Annotated in this window: 23 protein-coding genes and 5 tRNA genes; 14 read left to right on the top strand and 14 right to left on the bottom strand. The window is 35.6% G+C overall.

Features of this window, described 5'->3' with window-relative positions; all coding sequences use genetic code 11:
- Positions 1-122 precede the first annotated feature (122 nt).
- From CRV04_RS03505 to fliP, 10 genes are all read left to right on the top strand, one after another.
- A tRNA-Gln gene (locus CRV04_RS03505) sits at positions 123-197 on the top strand.
- A gap of 16 nt (positions 198-213) precedes the next feature.
- Positions 214-298, top strand: a tRNA-Tyr gene (locus CRV04_RS03500).
- A gap of 5 nt (positions 299-303) precedes the next feature.
- Positions 304-379 (top strand) — tRNA-Phe (locus CRV04_RS03495).
- 14 nt (positions 380-393) lie between these two features.
- Positions 394-470, top strand: a tRNA-Gly gene (locus tag CRV04_RS03490).
- Between the two features lie 25 nt (positions 471-495).
- Positions 496-582 (top strand) — tRNA-Leu (locus CRV04_RS03485).
- Positions 583-625: 43 nt separating this feature from the next.
- A complete protein-coding gene (gene fliK / locus CRV04_RS03480; protein WP_128995426.1) occupies positions 626-2569 on the top strand; it encodes a flagellar hook-length control protein FliK in 1944 nt (647 codons plus the stop codon).
- 2 nt (positions 2570-2571) lie between these two features.
- Entirely contained in the window at positions 2572-2856 is a 285-nt protein-coding gene (locus CRV04_RS03475; protein ID WP_164969115.1) for an EscU/YscU/HrcU family type III secretion system export apparatus switch protein, read from the top strand.
- A 64-nt stretch (positions 2857-2920) separates the two neighbouring features.
- Positions 2921-3379: a hypothetical protein gene (locus CRV04_RS03470; RefSeq protein ID WP_128995424.1), complete on the top strand. Its 459-nt coding sequence runs from the start codon at positions 2921-2923 to the stop codon at positions 3377-3379.
- On the top strand, positions 3376-5145 hold the full coding sequence (gene mrdA / locus CRV04_RS03465; RefSeq protein ID WP_228126462.1) for a penicillin-binding protein 2: 1770 nt from the start codon (positions 3376-3378) through the stop codon (positions 5143-5145). The genes CRV04_RS03470 and mrdA overlap by 4 nt, the downstream gene beginning before the upstream one ends.
- Before the next feature lie 58 nt (positions 5146-5203).
- The gene (fliP, locus tag CRV04_RS03460) at positions 5204-5932 is read left to right on the top strand and encodes a flagellar type III secretion system pore protein FliP (protein WP_128995422.1); all 729 of its coding nucleotides are present in this window, start codon (positions 5204-5206) and stop codon (positions 5930-5932) included.
- A 4-nt stretch (positions 5933-5936) separates the two neighbouring features.
- Here fliP and CRV04_RS03455 read toward each other — a convergent pair whose 3' ends face one another.
- The 14 genes from CRV04_RS03455 to CRV04_RS03390 form a co-directional block, all read right to left on the bottom strand.
- Positions 5937-6404: an N-acetyltransferase gene (locus CRV04_RS03455; RefSeq protein ID WP_128995420.1), complete on the bottom strand. Its 468-nt coding sequence runs from the start codon at positions 6402-6404 to the stop codon at positions 5937-5939.
- On the bottom strand, positions 6385-6996 hold the full coding sequence (gene yihA / locus CRV04_RS03450) for a ribosome biogenesis GTP-binding protein YihA/YsxC (RefSeq protein WP_128995418.1): 612 nt from the start codon (positions 6994-6996) through the stop codon (positions 6385-6387). The genes CRV04_RS03455 and yihA overlap by 20 nt, the downstream gene beginning before the upstream one ends.
- The gene (locus tag CRV04_RS03445; RefSeq protein WP_128995416.1) at positions 6983-7660 is read right to left on the bottom strand and encodes an LptA/OstA family protein; all 678 of its coding nucleotides are present in this window, start codon (positions 7658-7660) and stop codon (positions 6983-6985) included. The genes yihA and CRV04_RS03445 overlap by 14 nt, the downstream gene beginning before the upstream one ends.
- Before the next feature lie 8 nt (positions 7661-7668).
- Positions 7669-8202, bottom strand: coding sequence for an LPS export ABC transporter periplasmic protein LptC (lptC, locus tag CRV04_RS03440; RefSeq protein WP_128995414.1), 534 nt, complete (start codon positions 8200-8202; stop codon positions 7669-7671).
- Positions 8193-8690, bottom strand: a complete 498-nt coding sequence (locus CRV04_RS03435) for a KdsC family phosphatase (RefSeq protein ID WP_128995412.1) — start codon at positions 8688-8690, stop codon at positions 8193-8195. Before CRV04_RS03435 ends, lptC begins: the two co-directional genes overlap by 10 nt.
- On the bottom strand, positions 8687-9259 hold the full coding sequence (gene hisB, locus CRV04_RS03430; protein ID WP_128995410.1) for an imidazoleglycerol-phosphate dehydratase HisB: 573 nt from the start codon (positions 9257-9259) through the stop codon (positions 8687-8689). Before hisB ends, CRV04_RS03435 begins: the two co-directional genes overlap by 4 nt.
- Positions 9260-9269: 10 nt before the next feature.
- Positions 9270-10076 (bottom strand): septal ring lytic transglycosylase RlpA family protein, encoded by an 807-nt coding sequence (locus CRV04_RS03425; protein WP_419188587.1) that lies wholly within the window; start codon positions 10074-10076, stop codon positions 9270-9272.
- Complete coding sequence (locus tag CRV04_RS03420) at positions 10060-11433, bottom strand: lytic transglycosylase domain-containing protein (protein WP_128995408.1); 1374 nt, start codon at positions 11431-11433, stop codon at positions 10060-10062. The genes CRV04_RS03425 and CRV04_RS03420 overlap by 17 nt, the downstream gene beginning before the upstream one ends.
- A 41-nt stretch (positions 11434-11474) precedes the next feature.
- The gene (locus CRV04_RS03415) at positions 11475-12263 is read right to left on the bottom strand and encodes a TatD family hydrolase (RefSeq protein WP_128995406.1); all 789 of its coding nucleotides are present in this window, start codon (positions 12261-12263) and stop codon (positions 11475-11477) included.
- Position 12264: 1 nt separating this feature from the next.
- The gene (locus CRV04_RS03410; RefSeq protein WP_128995404.1) at positions 12265-12564 is read right to left on the bottom strand and encodes a hypothetical protein; all 300 of its coding nucleotides are present in this window, start codon (positions 12562-12564) and stop codon (positions 12265-12267) included.
- Positions 12565-12617: 53 nt separating this feature from the next.
- On the bottom strand, positions 12618-13946 hold the full coding sequence (gene hslU, locus CRV04_RS03405) for an HslU--HslV peptidase ATPase subunit (protein WP_128995402.1): 1329 nt from the start codon (positions 13944-13946) through the stop codon (positions 12618-12620).
- 5 nt (positions 13947-13951) lie between these two features.
- On the bottom strand, positions 13952-14488 hold the full coding sequence (gene hslV / locus CRV04_RS03400; RefSeq protein WP_128995400.1) for an ATP-dependent protease subunit HslV: 537 nt from the start codon (positions 14486-14488) through the stop codon (positions 13952-13954).
- Between the two features lie 4 nt (positions 14489-14492).
- Entirely contained in the window at positions 14493-14939 is a 447-nt protein-coding gene (gene rplI / locus CRV04_RS03395; RefSeq protein WP_128995398.1) for a 50S ribosomal protein L9, read from the bottom strand.
- Positions 14940-15064: 125 nt separating this feature from the next.
- Positions 15065-15721: a recombinase family protein gene (locus CRV04_RS03390; protein ID WP_128995396.1), complete on the bottom strand. Its 657-nt coding sequence runs from the start codon at positions 15719-15721 to the stop codon at positions 15065-15067.
- A 250-nt stretch (positions 15722-15971) separates the two neighbouring features.
- Here CRV04_RS03390 and CRV04_RS03385 point away from each other — a divergent pair, with 250 nt between their 5' ends.
- The 4 genes from CRV04_RS03385 to hisS are packed head-to-tail and all read left to right on the top strand — an operon-like array spanning position 15972 to position 18783.
- Positions 15972-16520, top strand: coding sequence for a UbiX family flavin prenyltransferase (locus CRV04_RS03385; RefSeq protein ID WP_128995394.1), 549 nt, complete (start codon positions 15972-15974; stop codon positions 16518-16520).
- Position 16521: 1 nt separating this feature from the next.
- Entirely contained in the window at positions 16522-17019 is a 498-nt protein-coding gene (coaD, locus tag CRV04_RS03380) for a pantetheine-phosphate adenylyltransferase (protein ID WP_128995392.1), read from the top strand.
- Positions 17007-17573 (top strand): dTMP kinase, encoded by a 567-nt coding sequence (gene tmk / locus CRV04_RS03375; protein WP_128995390.1) that lies wholly within the window; start codon positions 17007-17009, stop codon positions 17571-17573. Before coaD ends, tmk begins: the two co-directional genes overlap by 13 nt.
- Positions 17566-18783: a histidine--tRNA ligase gene (hisS, locus tag CRV04_RS03370; RefSeq protein WP_128995388.1), complete on the top strand. Its 1218-nt coding sequence runs from the start codon at positions 17566-17568 to the stop codon at positions 18781-18783. The genes tmk and hisS overlap by 8 nt, the downstream gene beginning before the upstream one ends.
- The last annotated feature ends 1 nt before the right edge of the window (position 18784 follow it).

Here is an 18784-nt window from a genome sequence, read left to right as displayed (position 1 = left end):
ATCCAATATTAATCTTAAAAAAAGTTTTTTAACAAAAAAAAAGCTTAAAAGTAATAATTTAATTATATGTTAAGAAAGAATGGTTTATAATCCCGTCCACGTTTCGAAAAGAAACGACATATTGGGGTATCGCCAAGTGGTAAGGCAACGGTTTTTGGTACCGTCATTCGCAGGTTCGAATCCTGCTATCCCATCCATTAAAAACTTTACAGTGGTGAGGTTGGAGAGTGGTCAAATCCAGGAGACTGTAAATCTCCCGCCTATGGCTTCGAAGGTTCAAATCCTTCTCTCACCACCACTTGTGGCTCGGTAGCTCAGTCGGTAGAGCAAAGGACTGAAAATCCTTGTGTCGGCAGTTCGATTCTGCCCCGCGCCACCATTTTTTTTAAAGTTGCGGGAGTAGCTCAGTTGGCTAGAGCCTCTGCCTTCCAAGCAGATTGTCGCGAGTTCGAGTCTCGTCTCCCGCTCCACTTTAAAAAACTTATGATTGATTGTGCGAGTGTGGCGGAATAGGTAGACGCGCGGGACTTAAAATCCCGTTCCGGTTTCGGAGTGTGAGTTCGATTCTCACCATTCGCACCACCATCAACTACCAATTTTCCCATCATTATGATATACTTTATCCATGGAAATATCATCAAATAACCTTTTAAATATACTTTTACCCAATGATAATAAAGTCCTTAAAGAAGCACTCAAACAAGCCGATGTTGAACAATTGCTTTCAAACAATAAAGGCGGCAATATTCAAGATGTCTTAAAAGGACTCTTTGATGATATCACAAACAATACAAAATCCAATGAAACTGTTTTAAACATACTCAAAAACACCAATATATTTAAAGAAATGGGTTCTTTTCCTAAAGAGTTACAAACCCTTTTAACAACGATTAAAAACACCCCTTCTTTACAAAAATTCGAAGGAGTTCTTGAAAAGTTTATGCTCAATATTACCTCCATGAATGAAGACAACATCCAAAAGCAACTCAATAATTCAGGAGTTTTTTTAGAAGCCAAGATAGCAAAAACATTGGGAACGCTTCCCAATGCGATCATGCAAACACTCAATGAGATAAAAACAGCATTGCAACAAACCAACCTTCCCAATAAAGAAGCCATCTTAAATTTAATAGATAAAATCATCACCAATCAAGGGCAAAATAACCCCACACAAACACTCAATGATATAAAAACACTTATGAATACGATTAAAGATGTTTTTACACAACTGCAAAGCACTCAAAACACTCCACAAGCTCAGTTGACACAACTGGTCACTAAACTGGAAACCCTTTTAAATAAAGAGTTGCCTCAAGCATTCAATCAACCTACTATAAACACCATGAAACCTGAAGTGGCATCTGAACTTAAAAATGTGCTCACCCAACTTCAATCTCAAGTCTCTCATACACAACCTACATTGGCTAAAGAGGTGACACAACTTTTAGATAAACTTAACAGTGCAACTACCCAAAATACACCCTTACTTCTTGCACAAGGAAAAGAGTTTTTACAAACACTCAAACAACTGCCTCAAATACAGGCTTCACTTGCTTATAATAACACCTCACCCAATGAGTTTGTACAATTGACACAAAAATTGGAGCAACTTTTAAGTACCCTCTTACCTTCATCTAGTATAACAGCGCCGTTACAAAACCAAACGATAAATTCACTCAACACAACATCGCTTCCACCTATTAAACCTGAAATACTCAATGAGATTAAAACACTGCTTACACAACTTCAACCAGTGGTTGCACAACTGAGTAACATTGATACCAAAGAGTTAACGGCACTGCTACAAAAAGCACTCTTACCTCAAACGCAAAGCAACCCTACTTTGCTTGTGAACACTTTGCAAGAGCTCTTTACCCACATTAAAAGTAACGACTCACTGCAAAACCTCATGCAAAACAGTATGCAATTTAAAGAGTTGGGTCAACTCATTACAAAATTTGAAACACTTGTGACAAAAGAGATACTCAATAACCCTATTTTCACTAATCCAGCCAATAACCCTGCTTTGCTCAAAGAGGGAGTTTCTCATGATATGAAAGCTATATTGCTACAAATTCAACAAGAGATCAATGCCAACCCTACTTCCATAACAAATCCACAAGATATCTCCAAACAAGTCGACAGACTCTTAACGCAAATTGACTACAGCCAACTCATGAGTCATACTTCAAATACTAACTTTGTTTATGTCCCTTTTATGTGGAACCTCTTAGAAGAAGGTACAATTGCCACGATGAAAACGGACCAAGAAAAATTCTATTGTGAAATCAATCTCAAACTCAAAGAGTATGGAAAACTCAATCTTCTCTTGGCCATTTACAATAAAAACAATCTGGACATCACCATACTCGCACAAAAAGAGGATTTTAAGCAGATGATTCACAAGAACATACAAGAACTCAAAAAACAGCTCAACAGCGTAGGATTGATTCCCTTGAACGTTAAACTGCTTGATTTAAAAGAGAAAGAAGAACAACAAAAAAGTCAAAGCAATATTTTTAATGACTACAGTAGTGAACTGCATTTGGGTGTGGATATAAGGGTCTGATAATGCAAAATGAAAACAAACCACACATACAAAAAGCGGCTGCACTCAAATATGATCAAAAAATCAGTAATGCCCCACATGTCGTTGCAAAGGGAAAAGGTGATGTGGCCAAAAACATCATCAAAATTGCTCAAGACAATAATCTTCCTATCAAAAAAGATGAAGATTTGGTTGAACTGTTAAGTCAACTTGATATTGACAAAGAGATTCCCCCAAGTATGTATAAAGCTGTTGCGGAAATTTTTAGTTTTATCTATGGATTGACGAATAAAAAAATAGAGCGTTAATCTTTTATTAATTAAGAGATTTTATAATATAATCTATATAAATATAAGCTGGAGCAGATGTACATTGGGTGAAATAATTGGGGAACGTAAAAATGTTTTTGATAATGCTTATGTTCTGTTTGGTCTTTTTATCGTAGTTGTTATTACCAATACCATCTCTTCTATCTATTTTATCAGCATCATGTTAGCCGGGGTTGTCTACGTGGCATTTACACGTTGCTTAAAGACACAAAACTATTATGCGATGATTTATGTTATTCTCTCCTTTTTATTCATAGAACTCAATAACGGATTTAAGCCCTTTAGCATCATTCTTTTAGGAAGTTTTATTTATGTCTATTTAATCCCTTTTTTAACGCGTGTCATGGTGTTAGACTCTTTAAATGAGTTTTTACAAATCGTGCTTTTATATGTAGGAATAATTTTCATTTGGAGTTTGACGCACGACACCAACTTTCTACTTTTTAAAATTATATTTTTTAATTTTATTCTTGACTTGGTTCTCATAGGATTTGCCCCTTGAAACGTCTGAACTTTATCATTCTTTTTATTGCAGCCATGGCACTTTTACTCTTGGCACGAGTCTACTTTTTAAGTATCAAGTCCAATACGTACTATGAAGAGCTTTCAAAACAGAACTATATTAAAAGAATTTATGAAGCACCTTCTCGAGGTATTATTGAAGACAGAAACGGTGTAGCATTGGCCATTAACAATTTGGGCTTTTCACTGAGCGTTAAACCTCATTTACGTTCATATAAAAACCAACAAATCTTAGAAGAGTTGTGTGAAACCATCGTGCAATATTTTCCAGAGTTTTCAAAAGAGGAACTGATTAAAAAATACCTCAAACTCGACTCCCCTTATCGACACACCTATGTACAACTCATTGAGTATATTCCTTATGATAACTTCTTTGACAAATACACTTTGTTTAATGCCATGGAGAATATTAAGGTTGAATCAGCAGTAAAACGATACTACCCTTACCAAAACATTGCTTCACACATCATTGGTTATGTAGGAAAAGCTTCACGTGAAGATATACAAGAAAACCCCGTATCTAAATACAGTGGTATCATTGGGAAAAATGGTTTAGAGAAGTTTTATAATGAAAAACTTCAAGGCAAGCTGGGATATAAAGATGTCAAAGTCAATGCTTTAAATAAGCATTTGGAAATTTTAGATGAAAAAGAGGTCTCAAAAGATAATAACATTCAAACCACCCTTGATATTGAGCTGCAATCTTTTATTCATGATGAATTTGGTGATCAAAGTGGTGCCATTGTTGTCATGAATGCCAATGATGGCGAAATACTCGCTGCAGGAAGTTTTCCTGAGTTTGACAACAATATCTTTGTAAATGGCATTACACATAAACAGTGGAATGAGCTCAGTTCAGACTTTAACCACCCCTTTACCAATAAACTCATTAATGGTCTTTATCCTCCTGGGTCTGTTTGGAAAATGGGCGTTGCCTTGGCATTCTTAGAAAACAATGTGGATCCTGATATTTCGCTTTATTGTGCACCAGAGATGAAACTGGGAGAACGTCTTTTTAGGGACTGGAAACCCGAAGGTCATGGTTGGACAAATTTTAGAAAAGCCATACGAGAGAGTGTGGACGTTTTCTTTTATAAACTCAGCCTCAAAGTAGGCATTGATGAAATGCATCAAACTTTGAATAAATACGGTTTTGGACAAAAAACAGGCATTGACCAAGTCAATGAATTTATTGGCGTAAATCCTAATAAAGAGTGGAAAAAGAAACGCTACAATAAACCATGGTATATGGGGGAAACCGTTATTTCATCTATTGGGCAAGGGTATGTTCTGGTGACGCCAATGCAAGTAGCACGTTATACTGCTTTTTTAGCCACAGGAAATCTTCCTACACCCCACTTTTTTAAAGATGGATACAAAGAACCTGAAAAAGTGGATGTGAATCCTGCACACCTTAAAATGATCCAAAGAGGCATGTATGATGTAACCAATAAAGAAGGTGGAACCGCACGATGGCACGTACGAAACAGTAAAGTCACCATGGCAGGGAAAACAGGTACGGCACAAGTTGTCAGTATCCCTCAATCAGAAAAAGTCAGAATGAAAGAGCACGAACTGGAGTATTATCACCGTTCACATGCTTGGTTAACAACGTATGCACCTTATGACAACCCACAATATGTAATTACCATCTTAATTGAGCACGGTGGGCACGGAGGAAGTGCGGGTGGAGATATCACTGCAAAAATTTATAACAAATTGTTGGAATTGGGTTATATCAAGTAGTTTCATAGATTAATGGAACTTGTGTTATGATTGCACCATTAAAAAAAGGGATTTAAACTTGAGAATTGTTCTTGCGCTACTGCTTATTACTGTTACACTGTTTGCAGCAGATGCACCCATGATTAACCTCTCTGTTGCAGCCATTGAAGAGCCCGCACAGTTTGTACGAACCATTAATATTGCTATTATCCTAGCCCTACTCGTTTTAGCACCCACACTGCTTTTAATGGTGACGAGTTTTACGCGATTTGTTATTGTATTCTCACTTCTTCGACAAGCCATGGGGCTTCAACAAACACCACCAAGTCAAGTGATTATCTCTTTGGCCTTAATCATGACGATTTTCATCATGGAACCGTATGGTAAAAAGTCATGGGATGAAGGAATCAAACCCTATATGGATGAGAAAATTGGTTACGATGTTGCCATTGAAAAAGGGATACAACCCTTTAAAGAGTTTATGATAAAAAATACTCGAGAATCTGACTTGGCACTGTTTTACCGAATTAAAAAAACAGAGAACCCTAAAAATATCGATGATGTTCCAATTACTCTTTTAATGCCTGCTTTTATTGTAAGTGAATTAAGAACAGCCTTTGAAATTGGTTTCTTGATTTTCCTACCTTTTTTGGTCATTGATATTATTGTGGCTTCGATTTTAATGAGTCTGGGGATGATGATGTTACCACCAGTAATGATCTCCCTGCCCATTAAAATCATCTTCTTTATTGTCGTAGATGGATGGCAACTGATTATTGGGAACCTCGCCCAATCCTTTAAGGTTTGACGCTCTAATTCTCTAATTTATATAACAAAGCCACTTCATCACACACTGGGAAGTGTTTACATCGAATACAGTCTGCCCAAATTTTATGTTCTGGGATACTCTCTTTTGAAATCACATTAAAGCCAAGTTTTTCAAAGAAGTCTTTTTGATAGGTTAACGATAATACTTCTTTAACGTGCAGATGTTTTCCTTCATCCAAACACTCTTTAACGAGTCGTTTTCCTAACCCTAAGCCTCTGAATTTATCAGAAACAACCAAACTTCGAATCTCAGCAAGATTGACACTGTGAATGTGTAAAGCACAAAAGCCTGCCAATACTCCATCTACTTCAATAGCAGTATACGAACGAATGGTTGTAGCCATTTCATCAGAAGTACGAAGCAAGATAATTCCTTTTTCAACTTCTGTTTTCACCAGTTGTTGCATGGCAACAATATCTGTTAGGTTTGGTTTATAGGTTTTGATGTCCAAATAGATACTCCGAAATCGCTTGTTCTAAATCTTGCATTCCTCTCTTTTTTAAATTAGAGATAAAAATACCTTCAGGATAAGCGCGTTTTAGTTTTTGTAAATCATTTTGTTTGAGTTTATCAATCTTTGTAAAGGCATTGATGATGATTTGATCGCCACGTTTAATGGTTCGTAAAAACTCATCCACGTTTTGGTCAATTTCCAAGCTAGGATGGCGTGCATCAATCAGGTGTACAAAAATTTGCAAACAATCCCGACGTTCTAAATAACCCGTTAAGTTTCTATTCCAATCCTCTTTCAAGCTTTTAGAAACACGTGCATAACCAAAGCCCGGTAAATCTACAAATCGTGCATACAGATACGGTACATTCTCATCATTGTTTTTAAACTTAATATGAAAATAGTTAATCAATTGTGTTTTCCCTGGAGTAGAAGAGGATTTAGCCAAGCCTTTTCGGTTGGTTAATGTATTTAAAAGTGAACTTTTCCCTACATTACTTCGTCCTAAAAAAGCGACCTCTGCCATATCAGGAGAGGGTGAATCTTTTAGACTTTGTGCGGATTGCATAAATTGTGCATCAATTATTTTCATTCGTTGGACTCTTTGTTGGTGTTGGTTGTACATCACTCATTGTTTCTGTATTTTTCTCTTTTTGTGTTGCTTGTGCTTCACTGTTTTGAACTTCATCTAACACGTTTTTTTCAGGAGCAACTGTTTTAGATTCTTGAACTTTTGGAGCCACTTGAGTTGGTTCTGGTTCTTTTGGACTCTCTTTTTTGCTTTCGATATTTAAAATAAATCGTACGGGTTTATCTTTACTTCCTTTAACCGTGGCATTCCCACTTTTTTGGTCAATATAGATCGTCTCACCAATAAGTGTTTTATCTTCGGTGATATCTTTTAAATACCCATTACCAATGATTTCATACTTCATCTCTTGAGGCATGTAAATGACTTTTTCACCTCTTCCTTTATAGTGTTTGATATCCGTAAACACTTCAAAATCGACTTCACCTGTGGCCACATATTTTAAAGGCTCTCGGTTATTGCTTTTTCCCTCTTCTTTAGGTGCTAAATAGACAACTACTTTTTGAGCATTGAGTTTGTCTTTTATGCGTACCATCTTTACATCTCCAGTAAAAATAGCAATCCCTTTCGCATCATACGCTTCAAAATTATTTGAGTCAATTATAAGTTTATTTTCTGCAGCAAATGCACTCATAAAAAGTATAAAAAATGTCAATAAAATCTTCATATTAATCCTTAATTGTTTTTGTTCATGTCCACTTCAAAGTGAGACCGCTTTGCTTTGAAAAATGAGGTTGTATTATTCATATAAAAATGGCTTCCATTTAAAACATCCCCATAATAGATCGAACGAAATGGTTTGTTGTTATATGCAATTTCGCTCTTCATATCATAAAAAAGTTCATTTGTTCTTAACTTAAAAAAATCGCCTCTGTCATACACAACATCATCATACATCTCAATTTTTTCTTCTTTTTTAATGATTTTTTGTGCACTGATAAAATCTCTTAAATTGGGATTTTCTTTATCCTCTACTCTTAAAATAATGGAACCATTATACATCTCATCTCGGTCTTTAAAACGTTGTGCTTGAGTTGATTGTACCACTTGTTGCAATGCCTCTTCATTCATGGTATACATGATTGAATTTTCAAAATAAACAAGTGGGCTGTCCCCTTTTGCTCGTTGAATATCTTTATTACTCACTTGTGCAAATAAAGAGAAGAGTGCAACAACAAAAAGCGTCCATACAAAGGTTTTTATACCCATCTGCTTAAAAACTCCTCTTCTAAATCATACTCTTTAAAGATGTACTCTAACATCTCTCGGATGGCACCTTCACCACCTTTTTGACTGCATATTACATTTACAATATCTTTGATGTAGTGACTGGCATCTGCAGGTGCAAATGAAAGCCCCGCTTTTTTAAGCATCTTATAGTCATTTAAATCATCCCCAATTGCAGCCACTTGATTCCACGATAGTTTTTCTTGTTTTAAAATTTCTTCTAAAACTTCTTCTTTATTATGGACTCCTTGATAGAGATGCTCAATTTTCAAATCTTGTGCACGTTTTTCAACAATGATTGATGTTCGCCCGGTGATAATAGCTGCTTTTTTACCAAACACTTTTGTCCATGTCGCTATGGCCATGCCATCTTTAACATCAAAGCTTTTTAACTCATCACCACTATTAGTATATGTGATTTGCCCATTGGTCAATGTGCCATCGACATCCAGAACAATCAATTCAATCATAAAACACCTTTAGTGCTTGGAACACCTAACTTCTCATTAGGAATCAAAGCTCTTCGTAGAGCCACAGCAAAGGCTTTAAAACTTGCTTCTAAAATATGGTGTTTATTACGTCCTCGGTTTTGAATAATATGACACGTAATTCCAGCATTATTAACCAAGGCATGAAAGAACTCTTCAACCAATTCAGTATCAAACTCCCCTACTTTTCCAGAAACATTCACTTCATAAACTAAAAACGGTCGATTACTCAAATCCAAATCACATGTGGTAGAGGCTTCATCCATAACAACCGTTGCATTGCCATATCTTTCAACTGCTTGAATAGGGAAGATGGCTTTTTTCAACGCTTGTCCTAAAACAATTCCACAATCCTCTACGCTGTGGTGGGCATCAATGTGTAAATCCCCTTTACACGCTAACTCAATATCAATGCCGCTGTGCTTCGAAAGTGCTTCCAACATGTGGTCAAAAAAACCCACACCCGTACTGATACTGAATTTTCCACATCCATCGATATTCACTCTACAACGAATATCGGTCTCTTTTGTTTTTCTGCTTAGTTCTACCATGGTTACTCCACTATTCTGCTATAATCATTGCGCCACCTAGGCCATTATTCTCTCTAAAGTCACGTGCTTCTGCTTCAGATCTGAAACCACTGATCCATACTCTGTTGATTGGTTGGTCTTCAAAGTACCCTTCTTTGATGATAACATCGTATTTGTTTTCTAAAATCAACTTAAATTTACGTTGAGTGATTTTTGCACCCTCATATCGTCTGAAGGCGCCCACTTGAACATAATACTTGCCAACGGTTGCAACTTCGTTTCGTTCAGCTTGTGTGGTTGCCACTTTAGCATTAAATCCTAAAATAGTCAGCTTGACTTGTGCCGTTCCTTTTTTAACCATATCAATATCATGTGCTGCTTTATTTGATAAGTCAATAATACGTCCAGATACAAATGGGCCACGGTCATTAACTCGCACAATGGTTGATTTTCCATTCTCTAAGTTATCCACTCTGACCATTGTGTTCATCGGCAAGGTTTTATGTGCAGCAGTTTGTGCAAACATATTATAAACTTCACCGTTAGAAGTCTTTTTTGCATGGAAATTGGGTCCATACCAAGAAGCAATACCTCGTTGTTCATCTCCAACTTTAGCTAAGGTTGGGTAGTACCATTTTCCTGCAATTTTATAAGGTCGCATCGTCGCACGATGCATTGCTTGTGAGTTTCGTATCTCTTGTTTGGGTACGTGTCGATATGAACTTTGTGAATAGTGCCCCCCTGAATAATTATATGATGTTGAAGAGCATCCTGCAAAAAGTCCTGCTAAAAGAACACTCGATCCAAGAGCAATCGTTTTCTTAGTAGTTAACAACAAGTTTATCTCCTACATTGATATGGCTGTTTGTCAGATTGTTATCTAGCATGAGTTTTTTCAAGTTGACATTAAATTTTCGAGAAATCAGTGCCAAGGTATCTCCACTTTTTACAAAATAGGCTTTTTGTTGAACCTCTTTATAATCACTTGGAATAGGAATAATCAGTTTTTGATTAATAGAGAGTATATTACTTCTTAATTGGTTAAAATTTTTAATGATTTTATACGACAAGCCATATTTTCTTCCAATACCACCCAAAGTATCACCTGAACGTACCAAGTGAATTTTAAAGGTATCTTGCTTCATGCTCTCTTTATTTAAATTAAATCGCGAGAGTCGGCTGTATGGGATATAAACATCATACTCTTTGGCCATTGGAGGCACAATCATCTGTTTTATATGCCGATTCAAACTTGCTAACTCTTTATAGTTCATCCCAATGGCTTTTGCCACACTTTTAAGATGTATTCCACCTTTGACCTTAATTGTTGCAATGGAAGTAGCGGTGCTTCCAATATTAATCAAATGTGCATCATCATCAGCAATAAAACTTTTGTTGTTCATCATCCCTAAAGAGATGATTTTTCGAATATAGTTTCGCGTTTCATTAGGGATATATTGACGATTTATTTTTTTTTGCACTACTAAAAGTTGGTAAACATCTGGTTTAACATCCCATGTACTGACCTCTTTATAAATTTTGTACAACTCTCTGAATCGTACTCGCTTTTGTTGATAATCACGAATAATTTTTCGATATTCACTGATTTCATCTTTTTTAGCTTTGGAACCATTTTCATCGACATACATATCAATCGTTGCACGTGTAATGGCTTCGATAATTCTACCTTCACCACAATTATATGCCATAGCTGCCAAATACCATTTACCAAATGTTTCATGGAGTCGCTTAAGGTATTTAGTTGCTGCGTACGTTGATTTGACCAAATCCATTCGTTCATCAACATAAAGATTGTTCTTTAAACCATAATGTTGTCCTGTTTCAGGCATAAATTGCCATAATCCCATGGCGGCAACTTTTGAACGTGCACTTAATAAAAAGTTTGATTCTGCCATTGCTAAGTAGACAAAAGATGAAGGAATACCTTCGTTTCTTAAAATGTCTTTTATTTTAGGAACAAACAGAGTTGCATCGCTGAGTTTTTGTTTATAATACTCTTTGTTGGCCCGTAAATATCGGTTGTAGGTCTGTTGAAGTTCGTAGTCAGTAATAAAAGAAGGATCAATATCCAACTCATTTAAAATCTGAATATCGCGTTTATCAAAATTTGAACCTATGAGGGTTGCGTGAACCCAAGAGAATGAAATGAATATAAAAATGAATAGTTTATTCAAAGTGAATGCCTTTTAAACGTGCTAAATAGAGGTTATTTTACCTAATTTATGCTAGATAATTCTTTAAATAACGTTTTTGCGTTTTGTGTTGTAAGATTTTCAACCTCTTTTGGACTCATTTCAAGCAGTTCAGCCATCTTTTCAACGACATATTTTGTATACACTGGTTCGTTTCGTTTTCCTCTAAAAGGGTGTGGCGTTAAATAGGGAGCATCGGTCTCTACAACCAGTTTATCCAAAGGTATTTTAAGCATACTTTGAAGCAATTTTCGTGCATTTTTAAACGTCAATACTCCACCAATACCAAAATAGAAGTTTTCTTTGGCTAAAGAGATAAGTTGTTCATCGGCATTATAACAGTGTAAAACACCTCCAACTTCTTTTGCATCATAATCAAGTAAAATCTTTTTTGAATCATTGGAAGCATCACGAATGTGTACAATAAGAGGTTTATTCACCTTTTTAGCATACTCTATTTGAGCAATAAATACTCTTTTTTGAAGGGCCATATTCGCCTCTTTTTCAACTTCATCTTCAGGCAATCGAAAGTAGTCTAACCCACATTCACCAATGGCAATACATTTAGGATGAGTTACATATTTGTCCATAATGGTTTCATCATAATCTTGGGCATCATAAGGATGAATTCCAACTGCAAAATAGACTTCATCATACTTTTCAGAAAGTTCAATGGCTCGTGGTAAGTCTTTAAAGTCTGCACCCGGTATTAAAAAAGCGTTAATACCTTCGTTGAGTGCATTTTGAATAACAGTGTCAGCGTCATCCAAATACTGTTCATTATCCAGATGACAATGGGTATCTATAATAATTTTATAACCTTTGTTGAGCTAAATCAATGATTTCATTGATTTTATCAATGTCTTGTCGTTTAATCCATGCATCAATACCAAAGTTTTTAAATGCATCGTAATCACTCTCATCGTCAATGATGGCAATTGAGATAAACTCATCAGCGCACGCATCAGCTTTATTCTCTTCAAAGTCAAAAATAGAATTGATATCAATAATCGCTAAATTAGCATCACCCGTACTTCCCTCTCCAAATACTTCTACTGTATTCTTAGAATCCAACAAACCTTTATCGATATCGCAAAAAGTAACTATTTTCATTTTAATCCCCAATTGAATTGTATTTTAATAATTGTATCAAAAAAAAATAAAAACTACAAAATATATCGTGCTGTATCTTCTTGTTCTACAATATTTTCTAATTTTTGATACACCAGTTCTTTTGTCACATTCACAGTTTCGCCCTTTTTTTCATCTGCATCAAAGCTGATATCTTCAAGTACTTTTTCAATAACGGTGTGCAATCTTCGTGCACCAATATCTTCAGCTTTAGCATTGGCTGATACACTTAAGTGTGCAAATGCTTTAATCGCTTCATCTTCAAACTCTAAATTCACACCTTCAACTTCAAGCAACGCTTTGTATTGCGTGAGCAGTGAGTTTTTAGTGTTGGTTAAGATTTTATATAAAGCCTCTTCATTTAATGGATTCAATTCCACTCTTAAAGGGAACCGTCCTTGAAGTTCTGGCAGTAAATCACTTGGTTTACTCACATGAAAAGCCCCAGCAGCAATAAAAAGAATATGGTCTGTTTTAACAGGACCAAATTTTGTGGTGACACTGCTTCCTTCAACAATAGGAAGTAAATCTCGCTGAACTCCCTCTTTACTTGGATCTTGATTTTGATTGCTTTTTCCTGAAGCAATTTTATCAATCTCATCAAGAAAAATAATTCCACCATCTTGTGCTCTTTTAAGTGCTTCCACTTTAATGGATTCATGGTCAAGCAACTTTTCACTCGCTTCATGTTTCAACAATTGTTTGGCATCTTTAATTGAGACCTCTTTTTTAACTTTGTCTTTATTGAGGTTTCCTAACATTTGATTTAAGCTCTCTTGCATGGAAGAGAAATCCATAGGCACATTTGAATCAATCAACTCTACGGTCGTTTTTTTAGGCAGTTCAATCTCAATCTTCTTTTCATCCAACTCACCACTTACAACTTTGGCTTCCATTTTATTATACGTTTTAATGAAAGACTCTTTTGAAGCTTCACTGGCACCTTGTGGCAATGGAGGTACAAGTTTCTCTACGATTTGTCGTATGACTTCTGCATCAATATTTTCTTGAATCTTTGATTCATACTCTTTTGTAACCAAAGCAATCGATTCAAAAACCAAATCTCGAACCATTGATTCTACATCACGACCAACAAATCCCACTTCCGTATATTTGCTTGCTTCAACTTTAATAAAAGGCAAATTCATCATCTTTGCCAAACGTCTTGCAATCTCTGTTTTACCTACACCAGTGCTACCTATCATCAAAATGTTTTTAGGCATAATCTCTTCTTGCATTTCAGGTGTCAATTGCATTCTTCTGTATCGATTTCTCAATGCCAGTGCAATTGTTTTTTTTGCATCATTTTGTCCAATGATATAATCATCAAGATATTTAACAATCTCTTTTGGAGTTAAATCCATATAAACTATTCCTCAATCTTCAGTGTTTTAATATTTTGATTGGTATAAATACACAACTCTCCTGCAATCATAAGAGCCTCTTTTACCAACTCCTCTTCATCCATTTGTGTATGTTTAAACAAAGCTCGTGCAGCACTGATAGCAAAGTTTCCTCCACTTCCAATAGCAGCAATTTGTCCATCTTCAGGTTCAACGACATCTCCTGTCCCACTTAAAATAAAGATGTGCTCTTTATTCAAAACAATCATCATTGCTTCCAGTCGACGTAAAACTTTATCTTTTCGCCACTCTTTGGAAAAGGCAACCACCGCTTTAAGTAAGTCACCTTTGGTATTCTCTAAGTGTTGTTCAAACATATCAAAAAGGTTAAACGCATCGGCGGTACTTCCTGCAAATCCTGCAAGAATTTCGCCTTTATATAGAGTTCGAATCTTTGTGGCGTTCCCTTTTAAAACAGTATTGCCAAAAGTGACTTGTCCATCGCCACCAATGACTGCTTTATTTTTACCTTTATAGGCTAATATCGTAGTTGCATCAAACATGAATTTACTCTGCTATAACATCAACTTTTAATGATGCATGAATTCCATGCCCCAGTTTACAATCGGCTTCAAAGATACCTTCTGTTTTAATTTTATTCTCTAAATGCACTTGTTTTTTGTCCAATTCAATGTTCAGCTCTGCACTGATTGCTTCAGCTATCTCTTTATTGGTGACTGAACCAATTAAGTGCCCATTAGCACCTACTTTATGTTTGATTGTAAATTTTGTTGCTTCAAGTGTGCTTGCCAATGCTTTTGCATCTTCAATTTCTTGAGCTTCAATTTCAGCTTTTTTCTTCTCTTGAGCTTTATGCTTGTTCAGAACTTCATTGGTTGCTTGCAGTGCAAACCCTTTCCCGATTAAAAAATTCTTTCCGTATCCATCTTTTACTTCTTTAACTTCACCGGCTTTTCCTAAGCCTTTTACATCTTTAGTCAATAATACTTTCATAATAGCTCCATATAATTAAATGAGGTGTATTTTACAATAATAATAAAAAAAGAAAGTTAAAGGGTAAAAAAAGAAGAAAAAGAGAGTCTGAAAGATCTGTCCAAGAGTTTGGACAGATCTTACGTTCAGCTGGCGATGTCATCCTCTTTATTATGGATTTCATTATGCACTTTTGTTCTGATATTTCTTTTTTTCACATAATTGTTTAAACCAATGTGGTTGTTGTATCCCAAGAGTTTTGCAATTTTTCGAACCGATAATCCAACAGCAAGAAGCTCTTCAATTTTATCTCGTTGTTTATCAAATTTAGATTTTTGAATCGTTCCTTTAGGTTTTCCTAAATGAACGCCTTCTACTTTTTTAGCAGTAAGAGCCTCTTTCGTTCGCAGACTCATCAGATCTTTTTCTAAGTTTACAGTCATTTTAATCACACCTAAAATCATCTGAGTTAACATGTCTGCATCATCTATCAAATCCAAGTTTTGCGCCACAGAAATAATACGTACTTTTTTCTTCAATAAAAATCGTAATATCTCTAAAATCAACTCTGTCGTTCGTCCAAAAACATTCAAGTCTGCCACAATCACCGTACACGATTCTTGACAGTTTTTTAACAAGTTTATGATGTTTTGTTCTTGAATAGGAAGGTTCACTTCTATCTCAATATTTTCATTTAATTCTATATTATGTTTTTCTACATAATTTTTAATAAGTGTTTTTTGATTCTCTACATACTCTTTGTTGTATTGATTAATACGAACGAAACTGACGACTTTTTTCATGATAGACTCCTGATACAAAATGTATTATATAAAATTTAATATTAATACAAACTATTAAATTTTTAAATTTTAAATTTATACGAAATGTTAACATTTATTTTTTTAAACTAAACTTAAGAAAAGCCTAATGATGGTATCTCTTACTTCATATTTCTCTATGTTGGAGGATATATTGTTATACAGCTTGAAAAAAAAGCTATTTTTCGATAAAATCCACTACTATTAAATACAGATATATAAGGTTTGTTATTTGAAACTTATTGTTGCAATTACGGGAGCCAGTGGTGTGAACCTTGGTTTAAAATTTCTTGAACTGTTACCTAAAGACATAGAGACTTTCATTGTCTTTTCTAAAAGCGCAAAAATTGCACTCAAACATGAAAATAATTTGAGCCAAAAAACAATTCAACAAGAGCACTTTACAATCTATAAAGAGAATCAAATTGATGCTGCCATTGCTTCGGGGTCATTTGGCGCCGATGCTATGATCATCCTTCCTTGTTCACAAAATACTTTGGCCAAATGTGCTGTTGGAATTGCGGACAATCTCATCACTCGAGCTTTCAGTGTTATGTTAAAAGAGAGAAAAAATATTGTTTTAGCTCCTCGTGAATTGCCATACAGCCCAATTGCTTTGGAAAATATGCACAAGCTTTCAACGCTTGGTGTCACAATAGCTCCACCTGTATTAGGCTACTATTCACAACAACAAACGCTTGAAGAGATGGAGAACTTTTTGATTGGTAAATGGTTTGATTTACTCAATATAGAGAATAACTTATATAAAAGATGGGAATAACATGGAACAAGAAAACAAACAGATAATCACCTCCTATAAGCGAGCCATTTACAGTGGTACATTTGACCCCATTACCAATGGTCATATGGATATTATTAAACGAGCAAGTAAAATTTTTGATGAAGTTATTATTGCTGTAGCTCAAAGTGAAAAAAAATCACCCATGTTCTCTCATGAAAAAAGAGTGGAGTTCGTCAAAGTGGCAACACGAGGAATCAAAGGGGTCAGCGTTGTTGGTTTTGATACATTGTTGGTTGATTTGGCAACGAATTTAGCAGTGAGTACGATTATTCGAGGATTACGGGCGGTATCTGATTTTGAATATGAACTTCAAATGGGATATGCCAATTCATCTATTAATAAAAACATTGAAACACTTTATTTGATGCCAACTTTGGAAAATGCGTTTGTATCTTCGACCATCGTTCGAGAAATTATTCATTTTAATGGACGATTTGAACACCTCGTACCACAAGAGGTGGTTGCATGTATGTCGTAATTGAAGGAGTAGATACTGCAGGGAAATCAACACAGCTGAGTATTTTACAGAAAAACCATGCTGATGCTATTTTCACCAAGGAACCCGGTGGAACCAAACTTGGAGTGAAACTTCGAGAGATGGCTTTGGGCGGAGAAGCTCAATCAAAAATGGCTGAGATGTTTCTGTTTCTTGCTGATCGATCTGAGCATATTGAAGAGGTCATCAAACCCAATCAAGACAAAATGGTCATCAGTGATAGAAGTGTTATCAGCGGAATAGCATATGCAAACAGTTTACCACTTGAAGTGGTAACGAGTTTAAACTTAATTGCTACAAGCAATACTTTACCAACACATGCTATTTTGCTGGAATTAAGCAAAGAGGAGTTAAAAAACCGTCTGAGTCAAAAAGAGCATGACAGCATTGAATCACGAGGGATTGAGTATCTTTTAGATATTCAAGACAGAATGAAAAAAACAATGGAACTTTTAAACATAAATCATATTTATATTGATGCCAGTGAAAGCATCGAAACCATTGCAAAACAAATTGAGGATTTTATTAATGAGTAATATTCAAAGCCTTCGAGGCATGAAAGATATTTTAAACAGTGAAAGTGAACTTTTTACATACTTTATTAAGCACGCTTCACAAATAGCACAAAATCATGGTTACAGCTATATAGAAACTCCTATTTTAGAAGAGACTGCTTTGTTTAAACGAAGTGTGGGTGAAAGCAGTGATATTGTCAATAAAGAGATGTATCAATTCATTGACAAAGGTGAAAATGATGTCTGTTTACGTCCTGAAGGAACTGCGGGGGTTGTAAGAAGTTTTATTCAAAATAAGCTTGATAGAGCAGGAGGAACGCACCGATACTACTACTACGGTTCAATGTTTCGATACGAACGCCCTCAAAAAGGACGATTAAGACAGTTTCACCAATTTGGATGTGAATCATTTGGTGTGGATTCGATTTATGAAGATGCCAATGTCATTATTATGATTAAACAAATACTTGATTTTTGTGGCATTAAGTTTAAACTGCAACTCAACTCTTTAGGATGTAAAGAGTGTATGCCACCTTACAGAGAAAAGTTAGTGCAACACTTAAACAACATACGAACCGAACTGTGTGAAGATTGTAATCGAAGAATTGAGACCAATCCTATTCGTGTATTGGACTGTAAAAATGAGAAGTGTAAAACACTTTTAGTAGATGCTCCTAAAATCACACACAATCTGTGTGAAAACTGTGATACCAACTTTGAAAAACTCAAAACCATTTTAACTGCCAATGGCATTGAGTTTGAAATAGATACCAACTTAGTGCGTGGATTGGATTATTATACGCAAACAGCCTTTGAGTTTGTCAGTGACGAAATTGGTGCACAAAGTGCCATTGCTGGGGGTGGACGATATGATCGTTTGGTTGAGTTCTTGGGAGGCCGGGCAACTCCTGCGGTGGGATTTGCCATAGGAATTGAACGAATTTGGGAACTCATTAAAATGAAAGCAAACCAAAATGAGCACTACTATTTTGGTGCTTTGGATGAGAGTTGTATGGACAAACTGTTTGAAGTTGCTAGTAATAAACGTCTTTCAACACAATGCAGTGTTGAGTACACACCACGTGGGTTTAACAAACACTTTAAACAAGCAGAAAAAATCAATGCAACGCATGTAGCAATCATGGGAGAAGATGAACTGAAAAACAGTACCATCTATGTAAAAAACCTCTTAAGCAAAGAGGAAAAAACGATTTCAATTAAGGATTTATAAC

The sequence above is a fragment of the Candidatus Marinarcus aquaticus genome, from assembly GCF_004116335.1.
Classification (GTDB): Bacteria; Campylobacterota; Campylobacteria; order Campylobacterales; family Arcobacteraceae; genus Marinarcus; species Marinarcus aquaticus.
The sequence above is the reverse complement of the archived record's forward strand: the minus strand, read 5'-3'. Positions and strand labels throughout refer to the sequence as shown.